Genomic DNA, 26,197 nt, shown 5'->3' with positions numbered 1-26,197 from the left:
CAGCCTGGATATTGAAGATTAACACTGCAATAAACGAAGTCATTTCATCAGAAAAGATAAGTTTAAATGTTTTTCTTAAATATGCTTGCAATACGCCTATCTTTTCTATATAATAATGAATGTTGTTCTGTGACGTTGCGATGATGTGAGAGGTTACTGGCACACCCGGCCCCTTTGCCATGGGAGAGTGGCTAGAAAATTTTCACGGAGTATGTCCGATAAAAAATTGGGCGATAGAAGGAGGGACTAAAATGGCAAAGCAAAAAATTCGTATTCGTTTGAAAGCTTACGACCACAGAATTCTTGATCAATCCGCGGAGAAAATTGTTGAAACAGCAAAACGTTCGGGTGCTGGTGTATCCGGTCCGATTCCGCTTCCTACTGAAAAACAAATCATTACTATTCTTCGTGCGGTGCACAAGTACAAGGATTCTCGGGAACAATTCGAACAACGTACACATAAACGTTTGATCGACATCGTTAACCCGACTCCACAAACTGTGGATGCCTTGATGCGCTTGGATCTGCCGTCCGGTGTAGATATCGAAATTAAATTGTAATACAAGCTACAACAAAGACCATGTATAAAGGAAAAGAGGTGTCAACATGAAAGCAATCTTAGGAAAAAAACTCGGAATGACTCAAGTATTTACTCCTGAAGGTAACGTCGTTCCAGTAACGGTTATCGAAGCAGGCCCTTGTGTTGTTTTGCAAAAGAAAGACATTGAGAACGATGGCTACGAAGCAATTCAAATCGGTTACTCCGATAAGAAAGAGAAAAATGCTAACAAGCCAGAAGCAGGTCACGCTAAAAAAGCGAACACTGCCCCTAAGCGCTACGTTCGTGAAGTTCGCGGTATCAACATCGCAGAATATGAAGTTGGCCAAGAACTGAAAGCTGACATTTTCGCTGAAGGCGAATTCGTTGACGTAACGGGTATTTCTAAAGGTAAAGGTTTTGCCGGCGTTATCAAACGTTGGGGACAAAGCACTGGACCTATGTCACACGGTTCGCGTTACCACCGTGGCCCTGGTTCAATGGGTTCGATCCAAGCTAACCGCGTTCCTAAAGGCAAACGCCTGCCAGGACACATGGGACATGATACTATTACAATTCAACGTCTTGAAGTAGTTAAAGTAGACGCTGAGCGTAACGTGTTGCTCGTGAAAGGTTCCATTCCTGGACCGAAAAACAGTCTCATCAGAGTTAAAGAAACGGTGAAAAAATAACCACTGAAGAAAGGAGGAACACAAAATGCCAAAAGTATCAGTTTACAATGTAGATGGTAGCCAAGTAGGCGAAGTTGAATTGAACGATGCGGTTTTCGGAATTGAGCCGAACCAACACGTTCTGTACGATGCAGTTCTTATGCAACGCGCTTCCCTTCGTCAAGGTACCCACAAAGTAAAAGGACGTTCTGAAGTTCGTGGCGGTGGACGTAAGCCTTGGAAACAAAAAGGTACAGGTCGCGCTCGTCAAGGTTCAATTCGTTCACCACAATGGAAAGGCGGCGGTATCGTATTTGGTCCAACACCACGGAGCTATGCGTATAAACTGCCTAAGAAAGTTCGCCGCTTGGCGATCAAATCAGCCCTTTCATCCAAAGTGCTTGACAATGACATTATCGTTTTGGACGCTCTTACGTTGAGTACGCCTAAAACTAAAGAATTTGCAGCCATCTTGAGTAACCTCAAAGTGGGACGTAAAGCTTTGATCGTAGCTCCTAGCTATGATGATAATGTAGCTCTTTCCGCACGGAATATTCCAGGCGTGAAATTCGTAGCTGCTGACGGTATTAATGTTCTTGACGTGCTCTCGCACGACAAATTGATCATTACGAAAGAAGCAGTTCAGAAGGTAGAGGAGGTGCTCGCGTAATGAAGGATCCTCGTGATATTGTAAAACGTCCGATTATTACGGAACGTACTGCTGACATGATGAACGACTTGAAATATGTATTTGAAGTCGATATCCGTGCAAACAAAACCGAGATCAAAAAGGCAGTAGAAGCTATTTTCAATGTAAAAGTGAAAAACGTGAACACGCTTCGTGTTCCAGCTAAGCCGAAACGGTACGGACGTTATTCCGGATATACTAGCGAATGGAAAAAAGCGTTTGTAACGCTGACAAAAGACAGCAAAACGCTTGAGTTTTTTGAAACTGTATAATTGAATTTTTGAAGTAAGGAGGGAAACCCAGTGCCAATCAAAAAGTATAAACCAACATCCCCGGCAAGACGGAACATGTCCGTTTCTACATTTGAGGAAATCACCACAAATCAGCCGGAGAAATCGTTGTTGGCCCCGTTGAGCAAACAAGCAGGCCGCAACAACCAAGGTAAAATTACAGTTCGTCACCATGGTGGTGGACACAAACGTAAATACCGTATCATTGACTTCAAACGTACTAAAGATGGAATACCGGGCCGCGTTGCTACGATTGAGTATGACCCGAACCGTACATCCAACATCGCTTTGATTCACTATGCTGATGGTGAGAAACGTTACATCATCGCTCCTAAAGGTTTGAAAGTTGGAGATCAAGTATTCTCCGGACCTGAATCAGACATCAAAATCGGTAACGCACTGCCACTCGAAAACATTCCAGTAGGTACCGTTATCCACAACATCGAGTTGAAACCAGGTAAAGGCGGACAATTGGTTCGTGCTGCTGGTACAGAAGCTCAATTGCTTGGTAAAGAAGAAAAATACGTTTCCGTTCGTCTCTCTTCCGGAGAAGTTCGTCGTATTTTGAAAGTTTGCCGCGCGACAATCGGATCTGTTGGTAACCAAGACCACGAGCTCATCAAAATCGGTAAAGCCGGTCGTAGCCGTTGGTTGGGTAAACGTCCTGAGGTTCGTGGTGTAGTAATGAACCCTAACGATCACCCACACGGTGGTGGTGAAGGTCGTGCTCCAATCGGACGTAAATCGCCAATGTCACCATGGGGTAAACCTACTCTTGGTTACAAAACGCGTAAGAAAAATAAAGCTTCTGATAAATACATCATTCGCCGCCGCACGAAGTAATACACACTGTGCATAACTTCGTGAGGCATCTGCGGATGCATAATAGCTACGTTTGAAGGGAGGATCTCCACATGGGTCGCAGTTTGAAAAAAGGGCCATTCATTGATGGCTACATGCTCAAAAAGGTAGAAGAGATGGAAGCTTCAGGCAAGAAGAACGTAATCAAAACCTGGTCCCGTCGTTCTACAATTTTCCCACAATTCATCGGTCACACATTTGGCGTTTACGACGGTCGTAAACACGTGCCAGTGTATGTAACTGAGGACATGGTCGGACACAAACTGGGTGAGTTCGCTCCAACCCGTACGTACAAAGGCCATACTGATGATGATAAGAAAACAAGAAGATAAATGAACATCTTTAATGTTTGAGAGGAGGTTACACAATGGAAGCAAAAGCACATGCTAAGTTTATCCGGATTGCTCCTCGTAAAGTTCAACTCGTTGTTGACTTGATTCGCGGCAAGCAAGTAGGTGAGGCGGTTGCCATTCTCCGTCACACTCCGAAATCCGCTTCTCCAATCGTTGAGAAGTTGCTTAACTCCGCTATTGCGAATGCGGAACATAACTATTCTTTGGATGTTAACAACTTGGTTATCTCGCAAGCTTACGTGAACCAAGGACCGACAATGAAACGTTTCCGCCCTCGTGCAATGGGACGTGCAAGTCGTATTAACAAACGTACTAGCCACATTACTTTGGTGGTATCTGAGAAGTAGAAGGAGGGGAAATGTGTGGGCCAAAAGGTAAATCCAGTCGGACTCCGTGTCGGAATTATCCGTGACTGGGAATCTAAGTGGTATGCAGGCAAAGACTTCGGTGATCTTTTGATGGAAGACGTGAGAATTCGTGAATTCCTGAAAAATAAATTGAAAGACTCCGCTTTATCTCGTGTAGAAATTGAGAGAGCGGCTAACCGCGTAAACGTAACGATTCACACTGCTAAACCAGGTATGGTTATTGGTAAGGGTGGTTCGGAAGTTGAAAATCTTCGTAACCAAATTACGAAAATTGCTGGCGGTAAAAAAGTACACATCAACATTTCTGAAATTAAGAACCAGGACTTGGACGCTGTTCTTGTAGCTGAAAGCATTGCACAACAATTGGAACGTCGCGTTTCTTTCCGTCGTGCTCTGAAACAAGCAATTCAAAGAACTATGCGCTCCGGTGCTAAAGGTATCAAAACTCAAGTAGGCGGACGTCTTGGCGGTGCTGAGATCGCACGTTCTGAAGGCTACAGCGAAGGAACTGTTCCACTGCACACACTGCGTGCTGACATTGACTATGGTACTGCAGAGGCTCATACTACTTACGGACGTATCGGCGTAAAAGTATGGATCTATCGTGGAGAGGTTCTTCCTACGGCTAAGAAACAAGCTGCTAAGGAAGGAGGCAACTAATCATGTTGGTACCAAAACGTGTAAAACACCGTAAGCAACAACGTGGACATATGAAAGGCCAAGCTAAAGGCGGAACGACTCTGAACTTTGGCGAATACGGTCTGCAAGCTACGGAACCGGCTTGGATTACGAACCGTCAGATCGAAGCGGCTCGTATTGCGATGACTCGTTACATCAAACGTGGTGGTAAAGTTTGGATTAAAATTTTCCCAGACAAACCAATCACTCAAAAGCCTCTCGAGGTTCGGATGGGTAGCGGTAAAGGTAACGTAGAAAAATGGGTTGCAGTAGTGAAACCAGGTAAGATCATGTTTGAACTTGCTGGTGTACCGGAGGAAATTGCACGCGAAGCAATGCGTCTTGCCGCTCACAAACTGCCAATCAAAACGAAGTTCGTGAAACGTGAAGAATTGGGTGGTGAAGCAAATGAAAGCTAGTGAATTTCGCAACCTAACCTCTGCTGAAATTGAGCAAAAGATTGCCGGATTTAAAGAAGAACTCTTTAACCTCCGCTTTCAATTAGCTACCGGTCAGCTGGATAACCCGACTCGCATCCGTGATGTGCGGAAAGAAATAGCTCGTGCTAAAACCATTATCCGTGAGAGAGAATTGGGAATCGGTTAATTAGGGATAGGATGGACAATCCGTCCGTAATCAGGAAGGAGGCCAACAATGAGCGAAGAACGTAACGCACGTAAAGTGCAAACTGGTAAAGTGGTCAGCGATAAAATGGACAAAACAATTGTTGTTGCTGTAGAAACTTACAAAAAACACAACTTGTACCATAAACGCATTAAGGTTACTAAAAAATTCAAAGCACATGACGAAGAAAACACTGCGAAAATCGGTGACACGGTGAAAATCATGGAGACTCGTCCGCTTTCGAAAGATAAACGCTGGAGACTTACTGAAATCGTAGAAAAAGCGGTTATCATCTAATGCTCAGCAGCACTGCTGAAAGGAGGAATACTAAATGATTCAACCATTTACACGTTTGACTGTGGCTGACAACTCCGGTGCGAAGGAACTGATGTGTATCCGCGTACTCGGCGGTACGGGACGTCGTACAGCTCAAATCGGTGATCTGATCGTTTGTTCTGTTAAACAAGCAACACCAGGCGGCGTTGTCAAAAAAGGTGATGTAGTTAGAGCGGTTGTCGTACGTACGAAACGTTCTGTACGTCGTAAAGACGGTTCCTACATCGGTTTTGATGAAAATGCAGCGGTTGTTGTAAAAGACGACAGAAGCCCACGTGGAACACGTATTTTCGGACCAGTTGCTCGCGAACTTCGCGATAAAGACTTCATGAAAATCGTTTCCTTGGCTCCAGAAGTTATCTAAAGCTTAATCTCGTGATGTTAGAAACAGGAGGTGTACGAAATGCCAAGAGTGAAAAAAGTTCTGGAATCCCATAACAACAAACTTCACGTTAAAAAGGAAGATACGGTTATGGTGATCAGCGGTAAAGACAAAGGTAAAAAAGGCCGTGTCATCGCTGCTTATCCTCGTGAGAACCGCGTCCTTGTGGAAGGTGTTAACATGGTGAAAAAACACCAGAAGCCTAACCAGCAAAATCCGCAAGGCGGCATTATCGAGAAGGAAGCTCCGATTCACGTTTCCAACGTAATGCACATCGATCCGAAGAGCGGAAAAGTAACCCGTGTAGGTTACAAAGTTTTGGATAACGGTAAGAAAGTGCGCGTTGCTAAACGTTCCGGAGAAATTATCGACTAATTGAACCGAATGAGAAAGGAGGGCTATGATTCATGGCATCAAGAATGAAAGAACGTTACCTGCAAGAAATCGCTCCTGCTTTGATGCAGAAGTTTAACTATACAACGGTAATGCAAGTGCCGAAAATCGAGAAAATCGTTATCAACATGGGTGTGGGCGACGCTGTCCAAAACTCTAAAGTGTTGGATTCCGCAGTAAGCGATTTGCAACTGATCGCAGGTCAAAAACCTGTAATCACTCGTGCTAAAAAATCTATCGCAGGTTTCAAACTGCGTGAGAATATGCCTATCGGTGTGAAAGTAACATTACGCGGTGAGCGTATGTACTACTTCCTAGATAAATTGCTCAACGTAACGCTTCCTCGTGTCCGCGACTTCCGCGGTGTATCGAGTAAAGCTTTCGATGGACGTGGTAACTACACACTGGGTCTGAAAGAGCAACTGATCTTCCCAGAGATCGAGTATGATAAAGTTGATAAAGTCCGCGGTATGGATATTGTCATCGTAACAACGGCGAAAACAGACGAAGAGTCCCGCGAATTGCTCACGCAAATGGGAATGCCTTTCGTTAAGTAATGTTGGCATAACGTTTCCGGGTGTCTGGAAAGACTCCCTTTTCTCCGAAATTATTTAGGAGGTGTCAGGCTAAGTGGCAAAAACTTCGATGAAAGTTAAACAACAACGTACACCTAAGTTTAAAGTACGTGCATATACACGCTGTGAGCGTTGCGGACGTCCACATTCGGTCCTGCAAAAGTTCAAAATTTGCAGAATTTGTTTCCGTGAATTAGCTTATAAAGGCCAGATCCCTGGCGTGAAAAAAGCAAGCTGGTAAAAAGTCCTGAACGGGAAGGAGGTTAACTCACAATGACTATGTCTGATCCAATTGCAGATATGCTTACTCGTATTCGTAACGCGAACACTGTTCGTCACGAAACGGTAGAAATGCCTGCTTCGACAATGAAAAAACAAATCGCCGATATCCTGAAGCGTGAAGGTTTCATCCGTGACGCTGAAGTTATCGATGATAACAAACAAGGGATTATCCGTGTTTTCCTGAAATACGGTCAAAATAACGAGCGCGTTATCACTGGTCTGAAAAGAATCAGTAAACCTGGTCTTCGTGTTTACACGAAAAGCAACGAAGTACCTCGTGTACTTGGTGGCCTGGGAATCGCGATCATCTCGACATCTAAAGGTATCATGACGGACAAAGAAGCTCGTCAATCGAAATCCGGCGGAGAAGTCGTTTGCTACGTTTGGTAATATAACGTCACAAGATAGGAGGTGCAACATATGTCTCGTATTGGTCGCAAACCAATCACAGTACCAAGTGGTGTAGACATCACCCTGGACAACACCGTTATTACGGTAAAAGGACCTAAAGGAACTTTGACTCGTGAGCTTCATAAAGACATGAAGGTTACAGTTGAAAATAACGAAATCACAGTTGTGCGTCCTTCCGATAACAAAACTCACCGTTCTTTGCACGGCACAACGCGTAGCGTTGTAAACAATATGGTGAGCGGCGTTACTGAAGGATTCGCGAAATCTCTGGAATTGGTTGGGGTCGGATATCGTGCAAGCAAATCCGGAGATAAAATCGTTCTGAACGTTGGTTACTCTCACCCGGTTGAAATTACACCGGAAGCGGGAATTGAATTCGAAGTACCTTCGAATACAAAAATCATCGTTCGCGGAATTGACAAAGAGCGTGTAGGTGCTTACGCTGCTAAAATCCGTTCCGTACGTGAACCTGAGCCATACAAAGGTAAAGGTATTAAATATGAAGGCGAGCGTATCATCCGTAAGGAAGGTAAAGCCGGTAAGAAGAAATAAGATTTCTCTTACCGCCTTTGCGCGGCTTTCGGCTTGCTTGCTTCGTGTGTTTCTAATATACCCCGTGGCTTCTGCTTTGAAGCCAGCGAGGTAACCTGAAAGGAGTGAATCTTTGAGATGATTACGAAACCAGATAAAAATAAGGCTCGTCTGAAAAGACACCTTCGTGTTCGTAAGAAAATCCAAGGAACGGCAGCACGTCCTCGTTTGAACGTATTCCGTTCTGGTAAACATATGTATGCTCAAATCATCGATGATGTTGCTGGTGTAACAATCGCTTCCGCGTCTACCGTAGACAAAGAATTGAGCACTGACATCAAAAATGGTGCATCTGTTGAATCAGCTCGTAAAGTTGGCGAACTCGTTGCTAAACGTGCTAAAGACAAAGGTGTTTCCAACATCGTATTTGACCGTAGCGGTTATCTGTACCATGGTCGTATCGCAGCATTGGCTGAAGCGGCTCGTGAAGCAGGACTTGAGTTTTAAGATATTTTTCAAAAGGAGGTTAACGACTTGCGTGTAGATCCGAATACTTTGGAACTGACTGAAAGAGTTGTAAATATTAATCGCGTAGCTAAAGTAGTAAAAGGCGGACGCCGTTTCAGCTTTAGCGCACTGGTTGTAGTCGGCGACGGCAACGGCTGGGTTGGAGCTGGTATCGGTAAAGCGGGCGAAGTACCTGATGCAATTCGCAAAGGTATTGAAGACGCTAAGAAAAACCTTGTACACGTTCCACTCGTAGGAACATCGATTCCTCACTTGGTAACAGGTAAGTTCGGCGCAGGACGCGTGCTGTTGAAACCAGCATCTGAAGGTACTGGTGTTATCGCTGGTGGTCCTGTACGTGCGGTTCTCGAACTTGCTGGTGTAGGTGACATTTTGACAAAATCTCTGGGTTCTTCGAATTCCATGAACATGGTCAATGCGACTTTGGAAGGTTTGTCCCGTTTGAAGCGTGCTGAAGACGTGGCTAAACTGCGCGGAAAATCCGTCGAAGAGCTTCTGGGTTAAGGAGGGAATTCTCATGGCTAAATTAGAAATTACCCTCGTCCGCAGCTTGATCGGACGTCCGGAGACGCAAAGAACAACTGTGAAAACATTGGGTTTGCGCAAAATCAATAGCAAAGTGGTACAAAACGATAATCCTGCCATCCGTGGTATGATTAACAAAGTAAGCCACTTGGTTGCTGTTAAAGAAGTAGAAGCTTAATAACGGGTTAATCCCACAAATCTTTAAGGAGGTGCAACGAACGATGAAGTTACATGAGCTTTCACCATCTCCTGGATCCCGCAAAGAACGTAAACGTCTTGGTCGCGGTCCAAGTAGTGGTACAGGTAAAACATCAGGTCGCGGTCACAAAGGACAAAATTCTCGTTCTGGCGGTGGAGTTCGTCCAGGCTTCGAAGGTGGACAAAATCCATTGTATCGTCGCTTGCCAAAACGTGGTTTTGTAAACCCAACTCGCAAAGAATATGCAGTTGTGAATACTGAAGACCTGAACAGTTTTGCTGCGGGTACTGAAGTAACTCCAGAATTCTTGATGACGAATGGCGTAGTTAAAAACGCTAAATCCGGAATCAAAATCCTGGGTAACGGTGATGTCACTGTGAAGCTGACTGTTAAAGCTAACAAGTTTTCTCAATCTGCTATTGAGAAAATTGAAGCTGCCGGCGGTACAACTGAGGTGATTTAATGTTCAAGACCCTAAAGAATATCTGGCGGGTTGAGGATCTGCGCAAAAGGGTATTATTTACCCTTTTTGTACTGATCATTTACCGCATCGGCTCCTTTGTCCCCGTGCCGGGAGTTAACAAAGATGTGTTCGAAGCGACAAATTCTGCGGGTAAAGAAGTTTTTGGACTTCTCAATACGTTCTCGGGTGGAGCGCTCTTCCAGTTCTCGATATTTGCGCTCGGGATCGTGCCTTACATCACTGCGTCTATCATAGTACAGTTGCTTTCCATGGACGTTATTCCTAAATTAGCGGAGTGGGCAAAGCAAGGTGAACAAGGTAAGAAGAAATCTGCACAGTTAACCCGTTATTTAACCATCGGGCTGGCATTGATTCAAGCGTTTGGTACGTCGATCGGATTCAACCGCTTGTACAATACAGAGATGGTGCCTAACGCTACATTTGCAGATTATATCTTGATCGCGATTGTACTTACGGCCGGCACTTCATTCCTGATGTGGCTTGGTGAGCAGATCACCGAGAAGGGCATAGGAAACGGAATTTCGATCTTGATCTTTGCGGGTATCCTATCTACGGTACCTAACATTATCAAACAAACGGTCGAATCTGACTTCATTCAACCTGACCAACTGTTTATGAATATTCTTAAAGGTGTTATCATCGCAATTGTTATTGTGTTGATCATCATAGGAGTCATTTACATTCAGCAGGCGATTCGGAAGATTCCGGTACAGTACGCTAAACGTGTCGTAGGTAACAAAATGTACGGTGGACAGAATACACATATCCCGCTGAAAATTAATGCAGCAGGTGTTATCCCTGTCATCTTTGCTTCATCGCTGTTGATGTTCCCAACGATCATCGCCAACTTCTGGGCAGATCGCCTCTGGGCACAGTGGATCGGACAGAACCTGACTACACACAAACCTCTGGGTATGTTGCTGTATGTCGTGATGATCTTCGGTTTCACATTCTTCTATACTTTCGTACAGATGAATCCACAGCAGATGGCTGATAATATGAAAAAGAACGGCGGTTACATCCCAGGCATTCGCCCGGGTAAAGCAACCGAGAAATATCTGACCCGTGTCATGACTCGTTTGACAATGGCCGGAGCCATCTTCTTGGCAGTCATTTCCGTTCTGCCTGTATTCTTAGGGGCACTTTCTGGTTTGCCTCAATCTGCGCAAATTGGAGGAACATCCCTCCTGATCGTTATCGGTGTTGCGCTGGATACGATGAAGCAAATCGAAAGCCAATTGATCAAACGCCACTACAAAGGTTTTATCAATAAATAGGCAATAGGTACCGGTCGAGTGAAGATTTACTTGCCGGCACCTATTGTGCTGTTTGTTGATGTAGGGTAGTCTTGGAGGGAGTGACATAACGTGAACATCCTATTCATGGGCCCTCCGGGGGCAGGAAAAGGAACGCAAGCAGACGTCATCGTGAAAGAGTTCGGTATTCCCCATATTTCAACAGGCGATGCATTTCGTCTCGCGATCAAACAGGGAACTCCCATTGGCATGAAAGCCAAGGAATATATGGATCAAGGATTGCTTGTACCAGATGATGTAACCATTGGCATCGTTGAAGAACGTTTGCAGCAGCCTGACTGCAGAGAAGGTTTTCTCTTGGACGGATTTCCAAGAACCCTTTCCCAAGCAGAAGCGCTCGATGGCATTCTGGATAGATTGAACTCAGGTCTCGATCATGTAATCAACCTGAAAGTGGATCGCAACAAATTGCTGGCTCGTTTGACGGGTCGTCGAATTTGTAAAAACTGTGGTTCCACTTATCATGTGGTATTCAATCCGCCTAAGCAGGAAGGTATTTGTGATAAATGCGCTGGTGAGTTGTATCAACGCTCTGATGATAATGAAGAGAGTGTAGGTACACGACTGGACGAGTATATCAACAAAACAGCACCACTCCTCACGTTCTATGAGACTAAAGGTCTTCTTCGTCAAATGAACGGAGAACAGGATATCGATCAAGTTTCTCAAGAAATCGTGTCCTTACTGAGAGGTTAATTGATGATCATTGGTAAGTCCGAAACGGAACTGGGCTTGATGAGGGAAGCAGGGAGAATTGTTGCGGAAACGCATCGTCTCTTGGCAGAGCATATCGCTCCCGGTATTACGACTGGAGAACTTGACCATATGGCTGATCAATATATCCGCAGTCAAGGAGCTGTGCCGTCTTTCAAAGGTTATAACGGTTTCCCTGCCAGTGTGTGCGCTTCAGTAAATGAAGAGTTGGTACATGGATTTCCCGGCAAACGCAAGTTGAACGAGGGCGATATCGTTACGTTTGACATTGGCGCGCAGTACCAGGGGTATCATGGAGATTCCGCCTGGACTTATCCGGTCGGCCGTATTTCCGAAGAAGCCCGTCGTCTTCTGGACGTTACCGAGGCTTCGTTATACGCAGGTCTGGCGCTGGTAAAACCGGACGTTCGCTTGTTTACAATATCTCATGCGATTCAGAAATATATTGAAGATGAAGGGTTCTCCGTAGTTCGTGAATATGTCGGTCACGGCATAGGCGCAGATCTGCACGAAGAACCACAGATTCCGAACTATGGTCTTCCCGATCGGGGACCACGGCTTAAAGCGGGCATGGTGCTGGCCATAGAGCCGATGGTTAACGTAGGTAGACGGTATGTGAAAACGTTGGAAGATAACTGGACTGTCGTCACGGTTGATGGTAAGTTATGTGCCCACTTTGAACACACCGTAGCAGTTACACCAGATGGTATGGAAATTTTCACGAAACTGAATGCGTAGGTGATGAGGCATGAACAGTCAGTCTAATCCGCAGCTCGGTCAACTTGTGAAGATCCGTAAAGGCCGCAATGCGGACCAAGCCGCAGTAATTGTTGCTATAGCGGACGGTAAGTTCGTATATATTGCGGATGGAGACAAACGTAAGTTTGATCAACCAAAGAAGAAGAATCTTCTTCATCTTGAACTCCAGCCCATGATTAGCAGCGAGGTTGTGAACAGTTTAAACGAGAGTGGTCGGGTGACAAATGGAAAGCTCCGTTACGCGGTTCATTCATTTCTGGAATCCACCAACATTCAAGCTGAAGAGAAAGGAGACTGACTAATGGCCAAGGAAGATGTCATTGAAGTGGAAGGTACGGTTCTCGAACCGCTACCGAATGCAACATTCAAGGTTGAGCTTGAGAACGGTCATCAAATTCTCGCTCACGTTTCCGGAAAACTGCGGATGCACTTTATCCGTATCCTGACTGGAGACAAAGTAGTTGTTCAGTTGTCGCCTTATGATTTAACAAAAGGTCGCATAACTTACCGTAAATAGTAGTAGACAGTTGCAATGAACTGTGAAGCTTATGTAGCGGGTTTTGCCCGGCAAAACTTGCGAAAGCTTCGAAGCCGGTTTTACAATAGTAGAACAAGGTCAATGCTTACGAAGAGGGTTTTGCTTAGCAAAACTTTGAGGAGGTAATTCACATGAAGGTAAGACCTTCGGTCAAGCCGATTTGCGAAAAATGCAAAGTCATTCGCCGCAAAGGGAATGTTATGGTTATCTGTGAAAATCCGAAACACAAACAAAAACAAGGTTAAAGAAGGGGGTGTAGCGTAAAATGGCACGTATAGCTGGTGTGGATTTGCCACGTGATAAGCGCGTTGAGATCGCCTTGACTTATATTTTCGGAATCGGTAAAACGACTTCCCAGAAAATTCTGAGCACAACAGGCATCAATCCGGACACTCGTGTTCGTGATTTGACGGAAGATGAAGTCAGCAAATTGCGTGAAAGTATCGATAAAGAGGTCAAAGTAGAAGGTGACCTGCGTCGAGAAATCTCTTTGAATATTAAACGTTTGACGGAGATCGGTTGTTACCGTGGAGTTCGTCATCGTCGTGGTCTGCCTGTTCGTGGACAACGTACGAAAACGAATGCTCGTACTCGTAAAGGTCCTCGTCGTACAGTAGCGAACAAGAAGAAATAATAAGGGGGGATAAGAGAAAATGGCTAAACCGAAAAAAGTCGTACGTACTAAACGTCGTGACCGTAAGAATATTGAATCTGGCGTGGCGCATATCCGTTCCACTTTCAATAACACTATCGTTACTATTACGGATCCTCACGGAAACGCAATTTCGTGGGCAAGCTCCGGCGGCCTCGGATTCAGAGGTTCCCGTAAATCGACTCCGTTTGCTGCACAAATGGCTGCTGAGACTGCTGCCAAAGCTGCAATGGAACATGGGATGAAAGCCGTTGAGGTTATGGTTAAAGGACCAGGCGCAGGCCGTGAAGCAGCGATCCGCTCTTTGCAAGCTGCTGGTCTTGAAGTTAACCTGATCAAAGACGTAACTCCAGTCCCGCATAACGGATGCCGTCCTCCAAAACGTCGTCGTGTCTAATGAGATTTGCCCCTGCGTGTGGTATATTTCCGGCACAATCTGCTAATAATGGTTGTTTAGGCATACTACTACATGTTTTCGCAAGAGAAGGTAAATGTTTCATAGAGGACCGACGTTTTGAAGGAGGGGTATTGCAGTGATTGAAATCGAAAAGCCGAAAATTGAGACGGTAGACGTCAACGATGATGGCACCTATGGGAAATTCGTAGTAGAACCGCTTGAGCGCGGATACGGTACGACGCTTGGAAACTCGCTTCGCCGAATCTTGCTCTCGTCACTGCCGGGTGCGGCAGTGTCTTCGGTTCAAATCGATGGCGTTCTGCATGAATTTGCTACAGTTCCTGGCGTAATGGAAGATGTAACGGAGGTTATTCTTAACCTGAAAGCTTTGTCGCTTAAGATTCATTCAGACGAGGAGAAAGTGCTCGAGATTGATGCTGAAGGCGAAGGAGCAATTACGGCTGGAGATATCCGTGCTGACTCCGATGTGGAAATTCTTAACCCGGATTTGCATATTGCTACGCTCGGACCAGGTTCGAGACTTCACATGCGTATTTTTGCCAATCGCGGTCGCGGCTACGTCCAGGCAGATCGGAATAAACGCGATGACCAGCCGATCGGCGTCATCCCAGTCGATTCCATCTTCACCCCGATCAGTCGCGTTAACTACGCTGTGGAAAATACGCGTGTCGGTCAAGTGACCAACTATGACAAGCTCACGTTGGAAGTTTGGACTGATGGAAGTATTCGTCCTGAAGAGGCTGTAAGCCTTGGCGCTAAAATTTTGACTGAGCATTTGATGCTCTTCGTGGGTCTTACAGACGAAGCGAAAGATGCAGAAATCATGGTCGAAAAAGAAGAAGACAAAAAAGAAAAAGTACTCGAAATGACGATCGAAGAGCTGGATCTCTCTGTTCGTTCCTACAACTGCCTCAAACGTGCCGGTATTAATACCGTGCAAGAGCTGACTACGAAAACGGAAGAAGACATGATGAAAGTCCGTAACCTCGGACGCAAGTCTTTGGAAGAAGTTCAAGAGAAGCTTGAGGAACTTGGTTTGGGACTCCGTACAGAAGAATAGACAGCCGAGTGCTTGAAGTGAAGGAGGGAAAACAATGGCATACCAAAAGTTGGGCCGTAATTCCAGCGCACGTAAAGCTTTGTTCCGTGACCTGGTAACCGACCTGTTCTTATACGAACGCATTCAGACAACTGAAGCGAAAGCAAAAGAGGTTCGCTCTATTGCTGAAAAACTGATCACTAAAGCGAAAAAGGGAGATCTTCATGCCCGTCGCCAAGTGGCAGCTTATGTTCGCCGCGAAACTATCGATGGTGAGCAAGATGCAATCCAAAAACTGTTTAGCGAATTGTCCGGTCGTTACGCTGAGCGTCCAGGTGGATACACTCGTATCTTGAAACTGGGACCTCGTCGTGGTGACGCAGCGCCAATGGTTTACTTGGAACTGGTAGACCGCGCGTAAAACAGATGAGATGAGGAAAGGGGACAGAATCAACGATTCTGGATTAACCCTTTTTTTCTCTTCATTTCGTAATTCGTGCTGTAATAGAAGCTCCGTAAGGGGCTTCTTTTGCTGTTCGGGATAGGGATATGTATAGTATGGAACAAAGGTGTGGTATTAATGCGGAACTTATGTATGACGTTAACTTATGATGGCACTGCCTATTACGGCTTCCAAGTACAGCCGGGTGGGAATACCATTCAGGATCATCTTGAAGATGCGATTCGTGCTTTAACCGGTGAGAAGGTTAAAATTACAGGTTCAGGCCGAACAGATGCAGGTGTTCACGCCCGCAGACAAATCTTCAATTTTCCTACGGAGTCCCAGATCCCGATTGAACGTTGGTGTATTGCACTCAACTCCAGACTACCCTCCGATATTGTCGTTATTGATGCGATTGAAGTTTCGGCTGATTTTCATTCTCGGTATGCAGCGAAAAAGAAAACGTATCGTTATACAGTCAATGCGAATCAATTTCCGGATGTATTCAACAGAAGACTGCAGTATCATCATCATGCGAAGCTTGATATTATGGCAATGCAGGAGGGCCTACGACATTTCATAGGGACGTATGATTTTACCTCTTTTGCTTCACGCAAGTCTCAGAAAGAGAATCATGTCCGTTCGGTATACGAAGCATGGATGGAAGTGGACCGATCAATGTGCAGAGACCATCCGCGCGATCAGGGTGTCATTCACATTTATGTGAGTGGTAACGGCTTTTTGCAGCATATGGTTCGTATCATTGTAGGGACACTGCTGGAGATCGGAGAGGGCAAACGGAAAGCCTCTGATGTACCAAATATGATTGCTGCATGTAATCGATCTGCTGCAGGACCTACTGCAGTTAGCTGCGGTTTAATGCTCTGGGATCTTGAATACAAAAAAGATTAAATTTGGTGAGTGAAAAGCTTAATTAACACTTGCGATTTAATCGCCTATCATGTAATATAAAAGTTGTGTTTTCTTAATGGCTTTCCCACAGCCCCAATTAAGAGGTTCACATCAAATTTACAATCCATCAACACCTAAAGTTATAACTTAACGAACGAAGATAAATGAAAATGATGATTTTGAACATTTTAAGGAGGAACTTTTCATGCGTACTACGTACATGGCGAAGCCTAACGAAGTTGAGCGCCAATGGCACATCATTGATGCTGAAGGCAAAACCCTCGGACGTTTGGCGAGCGAAGCAGCAGCTTTGATTCGCGGCAAACACAAGCCACAATTCACTCCACATGTGGACACTGGCGATTTCGTTGTTATCATCAATGCTGAGAAAATCGTATTGACTGGTAAGAAAATGCAAGGTAAAAAATACTACCGTCACTCAATGCACCCAGGTGGTTTGAAAGTAACTACAGCTGAAGAGATGGTTAAAAACAAACCTGAGCGTATGTTGGAATTGGCTGTTCGCGGTATGCTTCCTAAAACTCGCATGGGCGAGAAAATGAAGTTGAGACTTAAAGCGTACAGAGGCACTGAGCATCCACATGCAGCACAAAAACCAGAAGTTTACGAACTTCGCGGTTAATTAAAAGGAGGACAGTTTCATGGCACAAGTACAATACTATGGGACAGGTCGTCGTAAACATTCGGTAGCACGTGTTCGCCTTGTACCGGGTGAAGGACGCATTGTCATCAATAAACGTGATATTAATGAATACTTCGGTTTGGAAACACTCAAACTGATCGTAAAACAACCACTGAACTTGACAGAAACACTCAACAACTATGACGTTCTTGTTATTGCTCATGGTGGCGGAATCTCCGGCCAAGCCGGCGCAATCCGTCATGGTATCTCCCGCGCTCTGCTCAAAGCAGATCCGGAATACCGTGCATCCCTGAAAAAAGCAGGATTCCTGACTCGTGACCCACGTATGAAAGAACGTAAAAAATACGGTCTTAAAGCGGCTCGTCGCGCACCTCAGTTCTCCAAACGTTAATATTAAAAGCCTTTGGCCTCGGTCAAAGGCTTTTTTATATATTCATGATTATTACGCCATATATTATATTAGTTTATGCGATAGCTCTTATATCTCTGATGTCTCTCCCCAAGCTTCTGCATTTTTCCTTCATTGCCTTTTCAATGTGCCCTTAATGTCCCTCAATACAGTCCTATAATATGTACGTTAATACATCCACATTTTACTGAACCTCTCTAATCGTTTAGATCATTGAATATGCTCATACCCATCGCTCACCACTCACCACACATTTTATAACAGCTCTTTTATAATCATCGATTAGAACTCATGCGTGATTTCTTGAATGCACTCGGCTTACTGTTTTTGCACTTAATTCTTTATTGCAAACCTTATCAGTATTTCTTATGGAAACGATAAAAGTCCCTTACATATCAACAGCTAAAATTCGCAACGTTGCTCCCCTTAAAACTTTAGCTTTTCTTCCTTCATTTTCAATCACCTAGTGATTTTTGGATGTTGTTCTTGACGACAAGAACTGTCCAAACCCAGTAACAGCAAAGGTTTTCCGGGCTAAGAGATGTATTTTTACTTGCCTAGTGACCTGGGCCAACATCATTGTTTTTATCTCATTAACAGAGAAATGGATAAATTGAACCAAAATATTGTTTGAGAGCGACGATTAAAAATGGACAAAAACTGATTTATTTTACCATATGGCAGGCATTGACATCCCCAACGAAAGATTTATACTAAACATAATTCATATTAGATTAGTCGGCTTTAAGATGTATTGAATTGCAGAATGGGGGAAATTTACAGATGAACTTGTTGGAGAAAGAAGATTTGGCACGGACGAAGGCAGAGGAACTGGAACATGCTAGTCCAGAGGATATTATTCGGTATGCTATTGAAACATTCCCAAATATCACTTTTGCATGTAGCTTTGGTGCAGAAGATGTTGTACTTGTAGATATGTTGCAGAAAATCAGCCCATCCACAGATATTTTTTATTTGGATACAGATTTTCACTTTAAAGAAACATACGAAACACGTGATAAGATGCAGGAGAACTACAACCTTGAATTTGTACGCGTGTCACCTAAGATTACTCCGGAAGAGCAGGCAGCTGAGCACGGTGAAGAGTTGTGGAAGTCTGATCCCAATGGGTGCTGTAACATTCGCAAAGTCGAACCGTTAACACGTATTCTTTCTCAGTATGATGCATGGATTACAGGTATTCGTAGAGATCAAGCACCAACTCGTGCAAACTCGAAGAAGGTTGAATATGATTCTAAATTTGGCCTGATGAAGTTTAATCCGATTGCGCACTGGACGACTGAGGATGTATGGCAATATATTCGTGACAATAACGTTGTATATAATCCCCTTCATGATCAGAACTACCCAAGTATTGGTTGTGAGCATTGCACACGTCAAGTTATGCCTGGAGAGGACCCACGTGCCGGACGCTGGTCTGGTAATGATAAAACGGAATGTGGCCTTCATAAATAATAGTTATACAAGGAGCTGACAAGATGACATCGATTCTGCCTCATGGAGGTACGCTGGTTCAGCGTATCGTACAAGGAGAAGAACGGGAGCAGTTGTTGCAAGACAGTAAAAACTTATCCTCTTTGCTTATTAATACTTGGACGATATCAGATTTGGATCTGATTGGTGTGGGTGCGTTCTCACCACTAGAAGGTTTCTTGAATGAGGAAGATTACCTCTCGGTGGTGTCTCGCATGCGTCTCGCCGATGGAACAGTCTGGAGTATACCAATCACACTTGCTGTTGACGATCAACAAGCCGCATCCCTCCAGATTGGTGAACGTGTGAAACTTGTTGGTGATCAAGATGGAGTCACATATGGATTGCTTGAAGTCCAAAGTATATACCAGGTGGATCAGGGTGAAGAAGCCCGGCGTGTATTCAAAACAGATGATCCCGAGCACCCGGGTGTTAAAAAACTGTTGGAGCGTCCTGCAACATACGTAGGAGGTCCAATCCAAGTGTTGAATCGTCCAAAACCTTCGAAATTCGAAGAATTCTATTATGATCCTGCAGATACCCGGAAGATTTTTCAGGAGAAGGGTTGGAAGACGGTAGTTGGTTTTCAGACACGTAATCCGGTCCATCGGGCTCATGAGTACATCCAGAAGAGTGCTATGGAGATTGTCGACGCACTTTTCCTGAACCCGCTCGTTGGAGAGACGAAGTCGGACGATGTTCCCGCAGATGTTCGGATGAAGAGTTATCTGGTATTACTGGAGAACTATTACCCGGCTGATCGTGCGTTCCTTGGTGTGTTCCCCGCAGCGATGCGGTATGCCGGTCCACGTGAAGCTATTTTCCATGCGATGGTTCGCAAAAATTACGGATGTACCCACTTTATTGTCGGTCGTGACCATGCCGGTGTGGGTGATTATTATGGAACATATGAAGCACAGGAGATCTTTACTAACTTTACGGCAGAGGAACTGGGGATCACACCGCTGTTCTTCGAACATAGTTTCTTCTGTACCAAATGTGGAAACATGGCATCCAGCAAAACTTGTCCACATGATAAAGAACACCATATGGCGCTTTCCGGCACCAAAGTACGCGGTTTGCTCCGTGACGGCCAGTGCCCTCCACCTGAATTTACACGTCCTGAGGTAGCTGAGGTGCTGATTGAAGGAATGGCGGAGCAAGTCCGGTCCTAGCGGTATATTTGTCCATCTTGTCCCATATAGATGATTAGAATCATTTATAGGGACGAGGTGGTTTTTTTATGCGTGAAAATATGGGGAAGCACTTTGTAGTCTGGATCCGGTTAAAAACAATCAAAAGGGTCATGCTGAGCCTCTGTCTGCTGGCCATGTTAGTGGCGGTAATGTCCTATGAACTGCCTTCCGCAAAGACGTCAGGTTATTGGAGTTTGCCGATGGCGGGTAAAGTCATTGCTATTGATGCAGGACACGGAGGTCCAGATGGAGGAGCAGTAAGTAAACAGGGGGTTATTGAAAAAGATATCAACCTGTCTATCGCCCTGTATGTGAGAGATTATTTGCAGCAGGCAGGGGCCTTAGTGGTGATGACACGAGAAATAGACACCGATCTGGCGGAATCGGACACCAAGGGGTACTCCAAACGCAAGACGGAAGATCTGAAACAAAGAGTACGGCGGATAGAGGATAAGCAAGCGGATCTCTTTATTAGCATTCACATGAACAGTGTCCCTTCCAACCGATGGAGTGGAGCGCAGGTTTTCTATACAACGAACCATCCGGATAACGAAGGTTTGGCTAATCTGCTTCAACAAGAGATGGTTCGTAATCTGGAGAATACAGATCGAATCGCCAAAACGGTGAATACGGTTTATCTGTTACAGGCTCTGAAGATCCCTTCAGCGTTGGTAGAAGTGGGTTTCCTTTCTCATCCGGAAGAGGCACGTATGCTTGCCGACGAAGCTTATCAACGCAAGGTAGCGGCTTCGATCTATAATGGGATTCTCAGATATTCCTCAGGAGAACGGCCTAAAAGTTAGTCAGAACAAGAAAGGTAATGATATAATTGGATCAGCATACCTAATTACATGCCAATAGATAAAGCTGAGGTGCTGTCTGATGTTATCAAAAGAACAGATACTTGAACTATTACAGCCATTACAAGAACCGCAATTGGGAGTAAGTCTGACCGAACTGGAATGGGTTCGAGATATTATGGTGAAAGAAAATCATGTGGCTCTGACCATAGTGACACTGGAAAATCGACCTGAGGATACAACAGCCTTGAGTGATGCAGCGCGTAATCTGTTGTCCCAGCACGGACTGAAGGATGTACATATTCGTGTGCGTGCAGCTTCTGAGCATGATCGTGAGAGCCTGAATATGGGACAACCCGATGATGAGCCAGATCGGGACGAAGTGCTCGTAAAAGGTCACGCAGCGGGTCTAGATGGACATGAGTTGTTAAGTCCTGAATCAGGTGTTCGTTTTATTGCTGTGGCCAGTGGTAAAGGTGGCGTTGGTAAATCAACGGTAACCGTTAATCTCGCTGCAGCATTGGCACGTCAAGGCAAGAAAGTGGGCTTGATTGATGCGGATATCTATGGCTTCAGTGTACCCGACATGATGGGGATTGAAGAATATCCGGTCGTGGAAGATGGCGTTATTCAACCGGTTGAACGTTTTGGCGTCAAAGTTATGTCGATGGGCTTCTTTATTCGGGAGAACAACCCGGTAATCTGGCGTGGACCCATGCTGGGTCGGATGCTGCGTCAATTCTTTACGGATGTCCAGTGGGGCGAATTGGATTATATATTACTGGATCTGCCACCAGGTACGGGAGATGTTGCTTTGGATGTGCATCAGATGTTGCCACAGAGCAAGGAAATCATCGTTACCACGCCGCATGCAACAGCAGCTTTTGTCGCAGCACGTGCGGGGGCGATGGCCATTCAGACCGATCATGAGTTACTTGGTGTGGTTGAGAATATGGCTTATTATGAGTGTGGCAGTTGCGGAGAGAAGGATTATGTTTTTGGTCGTGGAGGCGGGGGAAGACTTGCGGAAAGTCTGCATACAAGCTTGCTTGCCCAGATTCCATTAGGCACGCCGGATAATCATCCTTCTGAGCCTGATTTCTCACCTTCTGTTTACAAAGCAGATTCCCGTATAGGGGCTATCTACGATGAAGTTGCCCGGTCCATTGAATCCAAATTCTAATGGCATGAGTGTTATATATACAAATAAAGCCTGCGTCCATTCGGATGCAGGCTTTTCAGTTTCTGTAATATACCAACATCTACTGTTTATGAACCTCCACCGCTGCCAGAATCTCCACTTCCACCATCTCCGCCATCACTGCCACCTTCGCCCTGACCCTCTTGCTGTCCGCCTTGCTCTTCCCCCTGTTTTCCGCCACTTTCCACTTTGGGTTGCAATTCGTCCTGTACTACCTTCTTGAGCAAAGTGAGTACTTCCATTCGGAACAACGGGTTTTGCATCACTTCCTGCATGACAGTCATCGTCTGTTTACGATAATCGGGAGTCTTCGTCATATCCATGAACATCTTGGATACCTCAGGTGACTTCATGATGTCTCCAACAGATTTTTGATACGTGGGATCTTTAATCAATTGCATATGAAGTTGTTTGCTTTGGGCGTTGATCACTTTGGCGAATTCCCCGGCAAACTGTGGATCTGTCATGATCTTTTCGAATTCCTTCTGGTATTCGGGAGCTGTGATGGTGTCTTTTACTGCAATGCGTATTTGTTCTGAAGATTGCACAGGCATTAACATTTTCATACCAATGGTTCCCGAACCACCACCCGATCCGCCGCCACCTTCTTCTGAACCGCCGCTTTCACCGCTGGATGAGCTTTGACCGGTAAGAGCTTCCTCCACCGCTTTCTTGCCTTCGTCACTTTTCAAAATATCTACAACCATTGTTTTCATCTCTTTATAACTGCCCTGAGGAGGCGAAGAACTCTGATCTGAACCGCAGCCGGCAAGCATGACGGATAGCCCCAGTACGACACAGCATAGCTGCCACAAAGGCCGTTTCATGTGTACAATCCCTCCTTGATTAGATACTGGATGTAGTATGTGATGGGAAAGGGGGAAATATGTTGAGCAATGATGGTTTTTTGCTGAGAAGGTTGGTAAAATAAACACTCGGGGGTGGAAAACTTTTGAATTTACGTAAATGGTTTTTCCTGTTTTGGACAGCCTTGCTTATTGGGGCCGCGGGAGCATTCGGTACAGGATTGATTATGATGCTGGTGAACGGGGAGAAAACAAATGGATTGAATGATTTTCTTCTGTATCTTTTGATCTTATTTGGATCAGGGGTTATGATCAGCGTGTATTCACAAATGGGTTTCTTTGCATATCTGATATTGAATTATATGGGTAAAGGTGTATTTCCAAAGCGCGGTTGGCAGATCGTGCAGATTGTACTAACGGTGTTAGCCCTGCTTGACGTGATGTTTTTACGCTTGTTTGTTGGGGGAGACCGAGAGCGCATATCTGATATTGTGTTAGGTATCATTATTTTGGCAGCAGCAATTGTTACCGCTTACGTTAAAGTAAAGCTGACTCATATCTCCGCGCTAGTACCCACACTCTTTTTCATGATTGCCGTCACCATAGTGGAGACGATCGGCGTATTACGTATTGATGTGAATGCTGCAACCATATTTATTGTTGTTCCCTTGCTCCTATGTAATGCGTACCAAATGCTGATATTGCACAGGCTGGTGGATGTATCGACGAACCAGAGCGTAAATGAAAGTGGAAAGACAGAGCCGTTGAAGGAAAGTCGAGCATAGATTTTATTTTGAAAATAAAAACATACCAAAAAGAGCTAACCTGGTTAGCTCTTTTCAACTTTTACGCACCTATTTGAGCTATAGCTCAAATAATCTAGTAATCATTGACCGCTGGCTTGATCACGAACTTCCTTACCTTCTACACTGGAATGGTTAAGCAACTCAGACACGGTTACGAATTCATAGCCCTGGTTTTTTAATTTGTCGATAATGACAGGGAGTGCTTCATGAGTTTGTTTAGAGGAATCGCTAGCATGCAGCAGTACGATGTCCCCTGGATGTGCTTTGCTTACTACACGATCAACAATGGTCTGTACACCAGGGTTTTTCCAATCCAAGGAGTCGGTATCCCACTGCACAACCTGATAATTCAGACTATTGGCTACCTGAAGCACTCGCTTGTCAAAGTCCCCGTTGGGCAGACGTATTAATTTCGGTTCTTTTCCCGTTAAATCGGTTAAAATGCTATGAGCTGTCGAAATTTCTTTGCGTATTTCTTCCTCGGTCAGGCTGCTGTAGTTCTCATGTCTGTGACCATGGCTGCCAATTTCATATCCTGCCTCTTTGATGGCAGTAACAATTTCGGGGTGTGTCTTGCTCCAGGGGGACGAAAGGAAAAAGGTTGCCTTCTGCACTTTATTTTCCTGAAGAACTTTCAGAATCGGCTCTGTCCGTTTATCTCCCCAGCTGATGTCAAAGGTAAGTGCAATTACCTTCTTCTCGGTTGGAACGCTGTAGACGGCCGATGGTGCTTCCTCCGAGAATACGGAGACATTGCCACGCTCCAGATAAATAATACCGATCGCAAAGATGGCAGCAACGAAGACAATCAGGTACCGTTTAATCTTTTTGCCGCTAAATACATAGAACGAGTTCATTTCAATAAGCGCCCCTCTCCCATAAGAAATGCTTGTTTACTCTCCAATGTATGCTCGTACTCCCCAGTTATTCGTAACGGAACCTTGTTTGTCCATCATTTTAGATTCTACAGGAGGTTATTATGTTAAAATTCAGTACATTTCTTAAAGATCTTGGTTCCATCCGCAGTGCATTAATCTGGTCCGTAGTTTTGTTTGCTGTTGGAATAGGGGCAGGGTGGGTGAGTACAGGACCACTGGAAGAACTGTTGTTGAACCAAATCGGAGGTTTACGTGAAGTCAGTGAACGGCTGGAGCAGGGGGGCAATGTGCAATGGAACTTCTTCCTGTTTATCTTTTTCAATAATGCCATCAAAAGTGTACTTGTCATCTATGCTGGTATATTCTTCGGAATTCTGCCTGTCATCTTCCTGCTGATCAATGGGATGGTCCTTGGATTTGTGGTGCACACCACGATGAATTATGGAGCAAGCTTCTATGATATTGTGGTTAAAGGTTTACTTCCGCATGGCATTATTGAGATTCCGGTCATTATTATTGCTTGCGCCTTCGGACTGAAGTTTGGTGGTCTGGTTATCAAAAGCCTTGCACAACTTGGAAGTGACAAGCGAAATACGATGGGCACCCGGTGGAGAGCATTCATGAATAGGACGTTAACGGCATCCTTCTGGGTTGTCATCTTGCTTCTTGTTGCAGCAATCATCGAAAGCACACTTACGTATACTCTGGTGAGAGGATAAAATTTTGTGTTGGTTGGCATTCATAAATTTTCAGAAAGTTGACCATAACAATAAAACGGGTTCCAGCAGCACCCACAAAAGCGAGAATGCACAGGGTGTAGCATGAAACTTGTGTAAGTGTGATAAAGAGGCTATGCACAAAAAGGAGAACTCTAATGCTGGGTATGTTGTTTAACGAGAAGGAATGCAAGGAACTGGACTATGTGCTGCGTAAAGAATTAGATGAGATGCTTTTCGATCTAAGTGATAATCGTCTTGACCAAGAGATCAAATATGCTATCGCGAGCCGATATAAGACTGTGTTCCGCATGTATGCACGCTTTGCCCCGCCAAAAGAATTGTCCAAGTATGCAAGAGGTGGTAAGCTGAAAAAGTCGAAGCCGTAATGCTGAAGCTGGTCATATATTCGATTTACAGTAGTGGAAGTGAGGTGCGGCTCTCAATAGCGGGTGCTGTACCTCTGAACCATGAAAATGTGAAATTGTTGGGGGTTTCATACTTTTTGTCGAAAAAGGGTTGACCTTTCTAATTTCATATGGTAAATTAATTTTCGTTCCTTTTTTAGGAGCGGTTCACCGAAACAAGCATGAAAATAAAGCGATTGAAAAGAATTGAAAAAATAATGCTTGCAAAGAGAACTTCAACATGATATATTATAAAAGTCGCCGCTGAAACGACGACAACATGAAAAACAGCACTAAATTGAATGTTTGATCT

The 26,197-nt window shown here is 44.8% G+C and carries 43 protein-coding genes; 41 read left to right on the top strand and 2 right to left on the bottom strand.

The window, feature by feature from the left end; translation table 11 throughout:
* The first annotated feature begins 251 nt into the window (after positions 1-251).
* From rpsJ to salA, 38 genes are all read left to right on the top strand, one after another.
* On the top strand, positions 252-560 hold the full coding sequence (rpsJ, locus tag AC6CIF_RS30510) for a 30S ribosomal protein S10 (RefSeq protein WP_017692074.1): 309 nt from the start codon (positions 252-254) through the stop codon (positions 558-560).
* Between the two features lie 46 nt (positions 561-606).
* A complete protein-coding gene (rplC, locus tag AC6CIF_RS30505; RefSeq protein ID WP_017692075.1) occupies positions 607-1,230 on the top strand; it encodes a 50S ribosomal protein L3 in 624 nt (207 codons plus the stop codon).
* 25 nt (positions 1,231-1,255) lie between these two features.
* A complete protein-coding gene (gene rplD / locus AC6CIF_RS30500; RefSeq protein ID WP_017692076.1) occupies positions 1,256-1,879 on the top strand; it encodes a 50S ribosomal protein L4 in 624 nt (207 codons plus the stop codon).
* Positions 1,879-2,169 carry a 50S ribosomal protein L23 gene (gene rplW, locus AC6CIF_RS30495; RefSeq protein WP_017692077.1) on the top strand — a complete coding sequence of 97 codons (291 nt, stop codon included), beginning with the start codon at positions 1,879-1,881 and terminating at the stop codon, positions 2,167-2,169. Before rplD ends, rplW begins: the two co-directional genes overlap by 1 nt.
* A 30-nt stretch (positions 2,170-2,199) precedes the next feature.
* Complete coding sequence (gene rplB, locus AC6CIF_RS30490; protein WP_017692078.1) at positions 2,200-3,030, top strand: 50S ribosomal protein L2; 831 nt, start codon at positions 2,200-2,202, stop codon at positions 3,028-3,030.
* A 71-nt stretch (positions 3,031-3,101) separates the two neighbouring features.
* Positions 3,102-3,380, top strand: coding sequence for a 30S ribosomal protein S19 (gene rpsS, locus AC6CIF_RS30485; protein ID WP_062836183.1), 279 nt, complete (start codon positions 3,102-3,104; stop codon positions 3,378-3,380).
* A gap of 35 nt (positions 3,381-3,415) precedes the next feature.
* Positions 3,416-3,748 carry a 50S ribosomal protein L22 gene (gene rplV, locus AC6CIF_RS30480; protein WP_024633583.1) on the top strand — a complete coding sequence of 111 codons (333 nt, stop codon included), beginning with the start codon at positions 3,416-3,418 and terminating at the stop codon, positions 3,746-3,748.
* Positions 3,749-3,763: 15 nt separating this feature from the next.
* Positions 3,764-4,429, top strand: a complete 666-nt coding sequence (gene rpsC / locus AC6CIF_RS30475; RefSeq protein WP_076216858.1) for a 30S ribosomal protein S3 — start codon at positions 3,764-3,766, stop codon at positions 4,427-4,429.
* A 2-nt stretch (positions 4,430-4,431) separates the two neighbouring features.
* Positions 4,432-4,866: a 50S ribosomal protein L16 gene (rplP, locus tag AC6CIF_RS30470; RefSeq protein ID WP_017692082.1), complete on the top strand. Its 435-nt coding sequence runs from the start codon at positions 4,432-4,434 to the stop codon at positions 4,864-4,866.
* Complete coding sequence (gene rpmC, locus AC6CIF_RS30465; RefSeq protein ID WP_017692083.1) at positions 4,856-5,053, top strand: 50S ribosomal protein L29; 198 nt, start codon at positions 4,856-4,858, stop codon at positions 5,051-5,053. The genes rplP and rpmC overlap by 11 nt, the downstream gene beginning before the upstream one ends.
* A 48-nt stretch (positions 5,054-5,101) precedes the next feature.
* The gene (gene rpsQ / locus AC6CIF_RS30460) at positions 5,102-5,368 is read left to right on the top strand and encodes a 30S ribosomal protein S17 (RefSeq protein WP_017692084.1); all 267 of its coding nucleotides are present in this window, start codon (positions 5,102-5,104) and stop codon (positions 5,366-5,368) included.
* 34 nt (positions 5,369-5,402) lie between these two features.
* Positions 5,403-5,771 carry a 50S ribosomal protein L14 gene (gene rplN / locus AC6CIF_RS30455; RefSeq protein ID WP_017692085.1) on the top strand — a complete coding sequence of 123 codons (369 nt, stop codon included), beginning with the start codon at positions 5,403-5,405 and terminating at the stop codon, positions 5,769-5,771.
* Positions 5,772-5,810: 39 nt separating this feature from the next.
* A complete protein-coding gene (gene rplX / locus AC6CIF_RS30450; protein ID WP_017692086.1) occupies positions 5,811-6,164 on the top strand; it encodes a 50S ribosomal protein L24 in 354 nt (117 codons plus the stop codon).
* Positions 6,165-6,196: 32 nt separating this feature from the next.
* Positions 6,197-6,739 (top strand): 50S ribosomal protein L5, encoded by a 543-nt coding sequence (rplE, locus tag AC6CIF_RS30445; protein ID WP_076216859.1) that lies wholly within the window; start codon positions 6,197-6,199, stop codon positions 6,737-6,739.
* A gap of 73 nt (positions 6,740-6,812) precedes the next feature.
* A complete protein-coding gene (locus AC6CIF_RS30440) occupies positions 6,813-6,998 on the top strand; it encodes a type Z 30S ribosomal protein S14 (protein WP_013312154.1) in 186 nt (61 codons plus the stop codon).
* 32 nt (positions 6,999-7,030) lie between these two features.
* Positions 7,031-7,429 (top strand): 30S ribosomal protein S8, encoded by a 399-nt coding sequence (gene rpsH / locus AC6CIF_RS30435; protein WP_017692088.1) that lies wholly within the window; start codon positions 7,031-7,033, stop codon positions 7,427-7,429.
* Between the two features lie 30 nt (positions 7,430-7,459).
* A complete protein-coding gene (gene rplF, locus AC6CIF_RS30430; RefSeq protein ID WP_017692089.1) occupies positions 7,460-8,002 on the top strand; it encodes a 50S ribosomal protein L6 in 543 nt (180 codons plus the stop codon).
* Between the two features lie 117 nt (positions 8,003-8,119).
* On the top strand, positions 8,120-8,488 hold the full coding sequence (rplR, locus tag AC6CIF_RS30425; protein WP_017692090.1) for a 50S ribosomal protein L18: 369 nt from the start codon (positions 8,120-8,122) through the stop codon (positions 8,486-8,488).
* Positions 8,489-8,515: 27 nt separating this feature from the next.
* The gene (gene rpsE / locus AC6CIF_RS30420) at positions 8,516-9,013 is read left to right on the top strand and encodes a 30S ribosomal protein S5 (protein ID WP_017692091.1); all 498 of its coding nucleotides are present in this window, start codon (positions 8,516-8,518) and stop codon (positions 9,011-9,013) included.
* Positions 9,014-9,026: 13 nt separating this feature from the next.
* Entirely contained in the window at positions 9,027-9,212 is a 186-nt protein-coding gene (gene rpmD, locus AC6CIF_RS30415) for a 50S ribosomal protein L30 (RefSeq protein ID WP_017692092.1), read from the top strand.
* A 43-nt stretch (positions 9,213-9,255) separates the two neighbouring features.
* Positions 9,256-9,696 (top strand): 50S ribosomal protein L15, encoded by a 441-nt coding sequence (rplO, locus tag AC6CIF_RS30410; RefSeq protein WP_017692093.1) that lies wholly within the window; start codon positions 9,256-9,258, stop codon positions 9,694-9,696.
* Entirely contained in the window at positions 9,696-10,994 is a 1,299-nt protein-coding gene (gene secY / locus AC6CIF_RS30405; protein ID WP_076216860.1) for a preprotein translocase subunit SecY, read from the top strand. The genes rplO and secY overlap by 1 nt, the downstream gene beginning before the upstream one ends.
* Before the next feature lie 90 nt (positions 10,995-11,084).
* Positions 11,085-11,729, top strand: coding sequence for an adenylate kinase (locus AC6CIF_RS30400; RefSeq protein ID WP_036607188.1), 645 nt, complete (start codon positions 11,085-11,087; stop codon positions 11,727-11,729).
* 3 nt (positions 11,730-11,732) lie between these two features.
* On the top strand, positions 11,733-12,485 hold the full coding sequence (map, locus tag AC6CIF_RS30395; protein WP_036607191.1) for a type I methionyl aminopeptidase: 753 nt from the start codon (positions 11,733-11,735) through the stop codon (positions 12,483-12,485).
* A gap of 10 nt (positions 12,486-12,495) precedes the next feature.
* Entirely contained in the window at positions 12,496-12,804 is a 309-nt protein-coding gene (locus tag AC6CIF_RS30390) for a KOW domain-containing RNA-binding protein (RefSeq protein ID WP_036607194.1), read from the top strand.
* Between the two features lie 3 nt (positions 12,805-12,807).
* On the top strand, positions 12,808-13,023 hold the full coding sequence (infA, locus tag AC6CIF_RS30385) for a translation initiation factor IF-1 (RefSeq protein WP_017692098.1): 216 nt from the start codon (positions 12,808-12,810) through the stop codon (positions 13,021-13,023).
* A gap of 152 nt (positions 13,024-13,175) precedes the next feature.
* Entirely contained in the window at positions 13,176-13,289 is a 114-nt protein-coding gene (rpmJ, locus tag AC6CIF_RS30380) for a 50S ribosomal protein L36 (RefSeq protein ID WP_003333770.1), read from the top strand.
* A 20-nt stretch (positions 13,290-13,309) separates the two neighbouring features.
* Positions 13,310-13,678, top strand: a complete 369-nt coding sequence (gene rpsM, locus AC6CIF_RS30375; protein ID WP_062329455.1) for a 30S ribosomal protein S13 — start codon at positions 13,310-13,312, stop codon at positions 13,676-13,678.
* A 19-nt stretch (positions 13,679-13,697) separates the two neighbouring features.
* Positions 13,698-14,093, top strand: coding sequence for a 30S ribosomal protein S11 (gene rpsK / locus AC6CIF_RS30370; RefSeq protein ID WP_017692100.1), 396 nt, complete (start codon positions 13,698-13,700; stop codon positions 14,091-14,093).
* Positions 14,094-14,229: 136 nt separating this feature from the next.
* A complete protein-coding gene (locus tag AC6CIF_RS30365; RefSeq protein WP_017692101.1) occupies positions 14,230-15,174 on the top strand; it encodes a DNA-directed RNA polymerase subunit alpha in 945 nt (314 codons plus the stop codon).
* 34 nt (positions 15,175-15,208) lie between these two features.
* Positions 15,209-15,574, top strand: coding sequence for a 50S ribosomal protein L17 (gene rplQ, locus AC6CIF_RS30360; RefSeq protein ID WP_017692102.1), 366 nt, complete (start codon positions 15,209-15,211; stop codon positions 15,572-15,574).
* 159 nt (positions 15,575-15,733) lie between these two features.
* Positions 15,734-16,507 (top strand): tRNA pseudouridine(38-40) synthase TruA, encoded by a 774-nt coding sequence (truA, locus tag AC6CIF_RS30355; RefSeq protein ID WP_076216861.1) that lies wholly within the window; start codon positions 15,734-15,736, stop codon positions 16,505-16,507.
* A gap of 205 nt (positions 16,508-16,712) precedes the next feature.
* Positions 16,713-17,150, top strand: a complete 438-nt coding sequence (rplM, locus tag AC6CIF_RS30350; RefSeq protein ID WP_024633564.1) for a 50S ribosomal protein L13 — start codon at positions 16,713-16,715, stop codon at positions 17,148-17,150.
* A gap of 19 nt (positions 17,151-17,169) precedes the next feature.
* Positions 17,170-17,562 carry a 30S ribosomal protein S9 gene (gene rpsI, locus AC6CIF_RS30345; RefSeq protein WP_017692105.1) on the top strand — a complete coding sequence of 131 codons (393 nt, stop codon included), beginning with the start codon at positions 17,170-17,172 and terminating at the stop codon, positions 17,560-17,562.
* A gap of 801 nt (positions 17,563-18,363) precedes the next feature.
* Complete coding sequence (locus tag AC6CIF_RS30340; protein ID WP_498202607.1) at positions 18,364-19,056, top strand: phosphoadenylyl-sulfate reductase; 693 nt, start codon at positions 18,364-18,366, stop codon at positions 19,054-19,056.
* A 23-nt stretch (positions 19,057-19,079) separates the two neighbouring features.
* Positions 19,080-20,249: a sulfate adenylyltransferase gene (gene sat / locus AC6CIF_RS30335; RefSeq protein WP_498202606.1), complete on the top strand. Its 1,170-nt coding sequence runs from the start codon at positions 19,080-19,082 to the stop codon at positions 20,247-20,249.
* Between the two features lie 68 nt (positions 20,250-20,317).
* Positions 20,318-21,073, top strand: coding sequence for an N-acetylmuramoyl-L-alanine amidase CwlD (cwlD, locus tag AC6CIF_RS30330; RefSeq protein ID WP_498202605.1), 756 nt, complete (start codon positions 20,318-20,320; stop codon positions 21,071-21,073).
* Between the two features lie 79 nt (positions 21,074-21,152).
* Positions 21,153-22,253: an iron-sulfur carrier protein/transcriptional regulator SalA gene (salA, locus tag AC6CIF_RS30325; protein ID WP_272907843.1), complete on the top strand. Its 1,101-nt coding sequence runs from the start codon at positions 21,153-21,155 to the stop codon at positions 22,251-22,253.
* 86 nt (positions 22,254-22,339) lie between these two features.
* Here salA and gerD read toward each other — a convergent pair whose 3' ends face one another.
* Positions 22,340-23,098, bottom strand: a complete 759-nt coding sequence (gene gerD / locus AC6CIF_RS30320) for a spore germination lipoprotein GerD (protein WP_498202604.1) — start codon at positions 23,096-23,098, stop codon at positions 22,340-22,342.
* A gap of 125 nt (positions 23,099-23,223) precedes the next feature.
* On the opposite strand from gerD, the gene AC6CIF_RS30315 reads away from it, so the two are divergent.
* Entirely contained in the window at positions 23,224-23,862 is a 639-nt protein-coding gene (locus tag AC6CIF_RS30315) for a KinB-signaling pathway activation protein (RefSeq protein ID WP_498202603.1), read from the top strand.
* A gap of 101 nt (positions 23,863-23,963) precedes the next feature.
* Here the strand turns inward: AC6CIF_RS30315 and pdaB are convergent, their stop codons facing one another.
* Positions 23,964-24,740, bottom strand: a complete 777-nt coding sequence (gene pdaB, locus AC6CIF_RS30310; RefSeq protein WP_076216866.1) for a polysaccharide deacetylase family sporulation protein PdaB — start codon at positions 24,738-24,740, stop codon at positions 23,964-23,966.
* A 122-nt stretch (positions 24,741-24,862) separates the two neighbouring features.
* Between pdaB and AC6CIF_RS30305 the strand changes: the two genes are divergently transcribed.
* Positions 24,863-25,480: a stage II sporulation protein M gene (locus AC6CIF_RS30305; RefSeq protein WP_036607221.1), complete on the top strand. Its 618-nt coding sequence runs from the start codon at positions 24,863-24,865 to the stop codon at positions 25,478-25,480.
* A gap of 155 nt (positions 25,481-25,635) precedes the next feature.
* Positions 25,636-25,866 (top strand): hypothetical protein, encoded by a 231-nt coding sequence (locus tag AC6CIF_RS30300; protein WP_017692114.1) that lies wholly within the window; start codon positions 25,636-25,638, stop codon positions 25,864-25,866.
* Positions 25,867-26,197 lie beyond the last annotated feature (331 nt).

The sequence above is a fragment of the Paenibacillus sp. GQ49 genome, from assembly GCF_059759055.1.
This window is presented reverse-complemented; position numbering and strand designations above follow the sequence as displayed.

Bases quoted from the DNA above. Each gene is read 5' to 3' on its own strand.
- rplV (WP_024633583.1), top strand. From the start codon at position 3,416: ATGGAAGCAAAAGCACATGCTAAGTTTATCCGGATTGCTCCTCGTAAA.
- sat (WP_498202606.1), top strand. From the start codon at position 19,080: ATGACATCGATTCTGCCTCATGGAGGTACGCTGGTTCAGCGTATCGTA.
- rplD (WP_017692076.1), top strand. From the start codon at position 1,256: ATGCCAAAAGTATCAGTTTACAATGTAGATGGTAGCCAAGTAGGCGAA.
- rplC (WP_017692075.1), top strand. From the start codon at position 607: ATGAAAGCAATCTTAGGAAAAAAACTCGGAATGACTCAAGTATTTACT.
- rplR (WP_017692090.1), top strand. From the start codon at position 8,120: ATGATTACGAAACCAGATAAAAATAAGGCTCGTCTGAAAAGACACCTT.
- rplE (WP_076216859.1), top strand. From the start codon at position 6,197: ATGGCATCAAGAATGAAAGAACGTTACCTGCAAGAAATCGCTCCTGCT.
- salA (WP_272907843.1), top strand. From the start codon at position 21,153: ATGTTATCAAAAGAACAGATACTTGAACTATTACAGCCATTACAAGAA.
- map (WP_036607191.1), top strand. From the start codon at position 11,733: ATGATCATTGGTAAGTCCGAAACGGAACTGGGCTTGATGAGGGAAGCA.
- rplF (WP_017692089.1), top strand. From the start codon at position 7,460: ATGTCTCGTATTGGTCGCAAACCAATCACAGTACCAAGTGGTGTAGAC.
- rplQ (WP_017692102.1), top strand. From the start codon at position 15,209: ATGGCATACCAAAAGTTGGGCCGTAATTCCAGCGCACGTAAAGCTTTG.
- rpmJ (WP_003333770.1), top strand. From the start codon at position 13,176: ATGAAGGTAAGACCTTCGGTCAAGCCGATTTGCGAAAAATGCAAAGTC.
- pdaB (WP_076216866.1), bottom strand. From the start codon at position 24,740: ATGAACTCGTTCTATGTATTTAGCGGCAAAAAGATTAAACGGTACCTG.
- rpsM (WP_062329455.1), top strand. From the start codon at position 13,310: ATGGCACGTATAGCTGGTGTGGATTTGCCACGTGATAAGCGCGTTGAG.
- rplW (WP_017692077.1), top strand. From the start codon at position 1,879: ATGAAGGATCCTCGTGATATTGTAAAACGTCCGATTATTACGGAACGT.
- rpsK (WP_017692100.1), top strand. From the start codon at position 13,698: ATGGCTAAACCGAAAAAAGTCGTACGTACTAAACGTCGTGACCGTAAG.
- rplO (WP_017692093.1), top strand. From the start codon at position 9,256: ATGAAGTTACATGAGCTTTCACCATCTCCTGGATCCCGCAAAGAACGT.
- rpsH (WP_017692088.1), top strand. From the start codon at position 7,031: ATGACTATGTCTGATCCAATTGCAGATATGCTTACTCGTATTCGTAAC.
- rpmC (WP_017692083.1), top strand. From the start codon at position 4,856: ATGAAAGCTAGTGAATTTCGCAACCTAACCTCTGCTGAAATTGAGCAA.
- rpmD (WP_017692092.1), top strand. From the start codon at position 9,027: ATGGCTAAATTAGAAATTACCCTCGTCCGCAGCTTGATCGGACGTCCG.
- rplX (WP_017692086.1), top strand. From the start codon at position 5,811: ATGCCAAGAGTGAAAAAAGTTCTGGAATCCCATAACAACAAACTTCAC.
- rplP (WP_017692082.1), top strand. From the start codon at position 4,432: ATGTTGGTACCAAAACGTGTAAAACACCGTAAGCAACAACGTGGACAT.
- cwlD (WP_498202605.1), top strand. From the start codon at position 20,318: ATGCGTGAAAATATGGGGAAGCACTTTGTAGTCTGGATCCGGTTAAAA.
- rpsI (WP_017692105.1), top strand. From the start codon at position 17,170: ATGGCACAAGTACAATACTATGGGACAGGTCGTCGTAAACATTCGGTA.
- rplM (WP_024633564.1), top strand. From the start codon at position 16,713: ATGCGTACTACGTACATGGCGAAGCCTAACGAAGTTGAGCGCCAATGG.
- AC6CIF_RS30300 (WP_017692114.1), top strand. From the start codon at position 25,636: ATGCTGGGTATGTTGTTTAACGAGAAGGAATGCAAGGAACTGGACTAT.
- AC6CIF_RS30340 (WP_498202607.1), top strand. From the start codon at position 18,364: ATGAACTTGTTGGAGAAAGAAGATTTGGCACGGACGAAGGCAGAGGAA.
- secY (WP_076216860.1), top strand. From the start codon at position 9,696: ATGTTCAAGACCCTAAAGAATATCTGGCGGGTTGAGGATCTGCGCAAA.
- rpsQ (WP_017692084.1), top strand. From the start codon at position 5,102: ATGAGCGAAGAACGTAACGCACGTAAAGTGCAAACTGGTAAAGTGGTC.
- AC6CIF_RS30305 (WP_036607221.1), top strand. From the start codon at position 24,863: ATGTTAAAATTCAGTACATTTCTTAAAGATCTTGGTTCCATCCGCAGT.
- infA (WP_017692098.1), top strand. From the start codon at position 12,808: ATGGCCAAGGAAGATGTCATTGAAGTGGAAGGTACGGTTCTCGAACCG.
- gerD (WP_498202604.1), bottom strand. From the start codon at position 23,098: ATGAAACGGCCTTTGTGGCAGCTATGCTGTGTCGTACTGGGGCTATCC.
- rpsS (WP_062836183.1), top strand. From the start codon at position 3,102: ATGGGTCGCAGTTTGAAAAAAGGGCCATTCATTGATGGCTACATGCTC.
- truA (WP_076216861.1), top strand. From the start codon at position 15,734: ATGCGGAACTTATGTATGACGTTAACTTATGATGGCACTGCCTATTAC.
- rpsJ (WP_017692074.1), top strand. From the start codon at position 252: ATGGCAAAGCAAAAAATTCGTATTCGTTTGAAAGCTTACGACCACAGA.
- AC6CIF_RS30390 (WP_036607194.1), top strand. From the start codon at position 12,496: ATGAACAGTCAGTCTAATCCGCAGCTCGGTCAACTTGTGAAGATCCGT.
- rplN (WP_017692085.1), top strand. From the start codon at position 5,403: ATGATTCAACCATTTACACGTTTGACTGTGGCTGACAACTCCGGTGCG.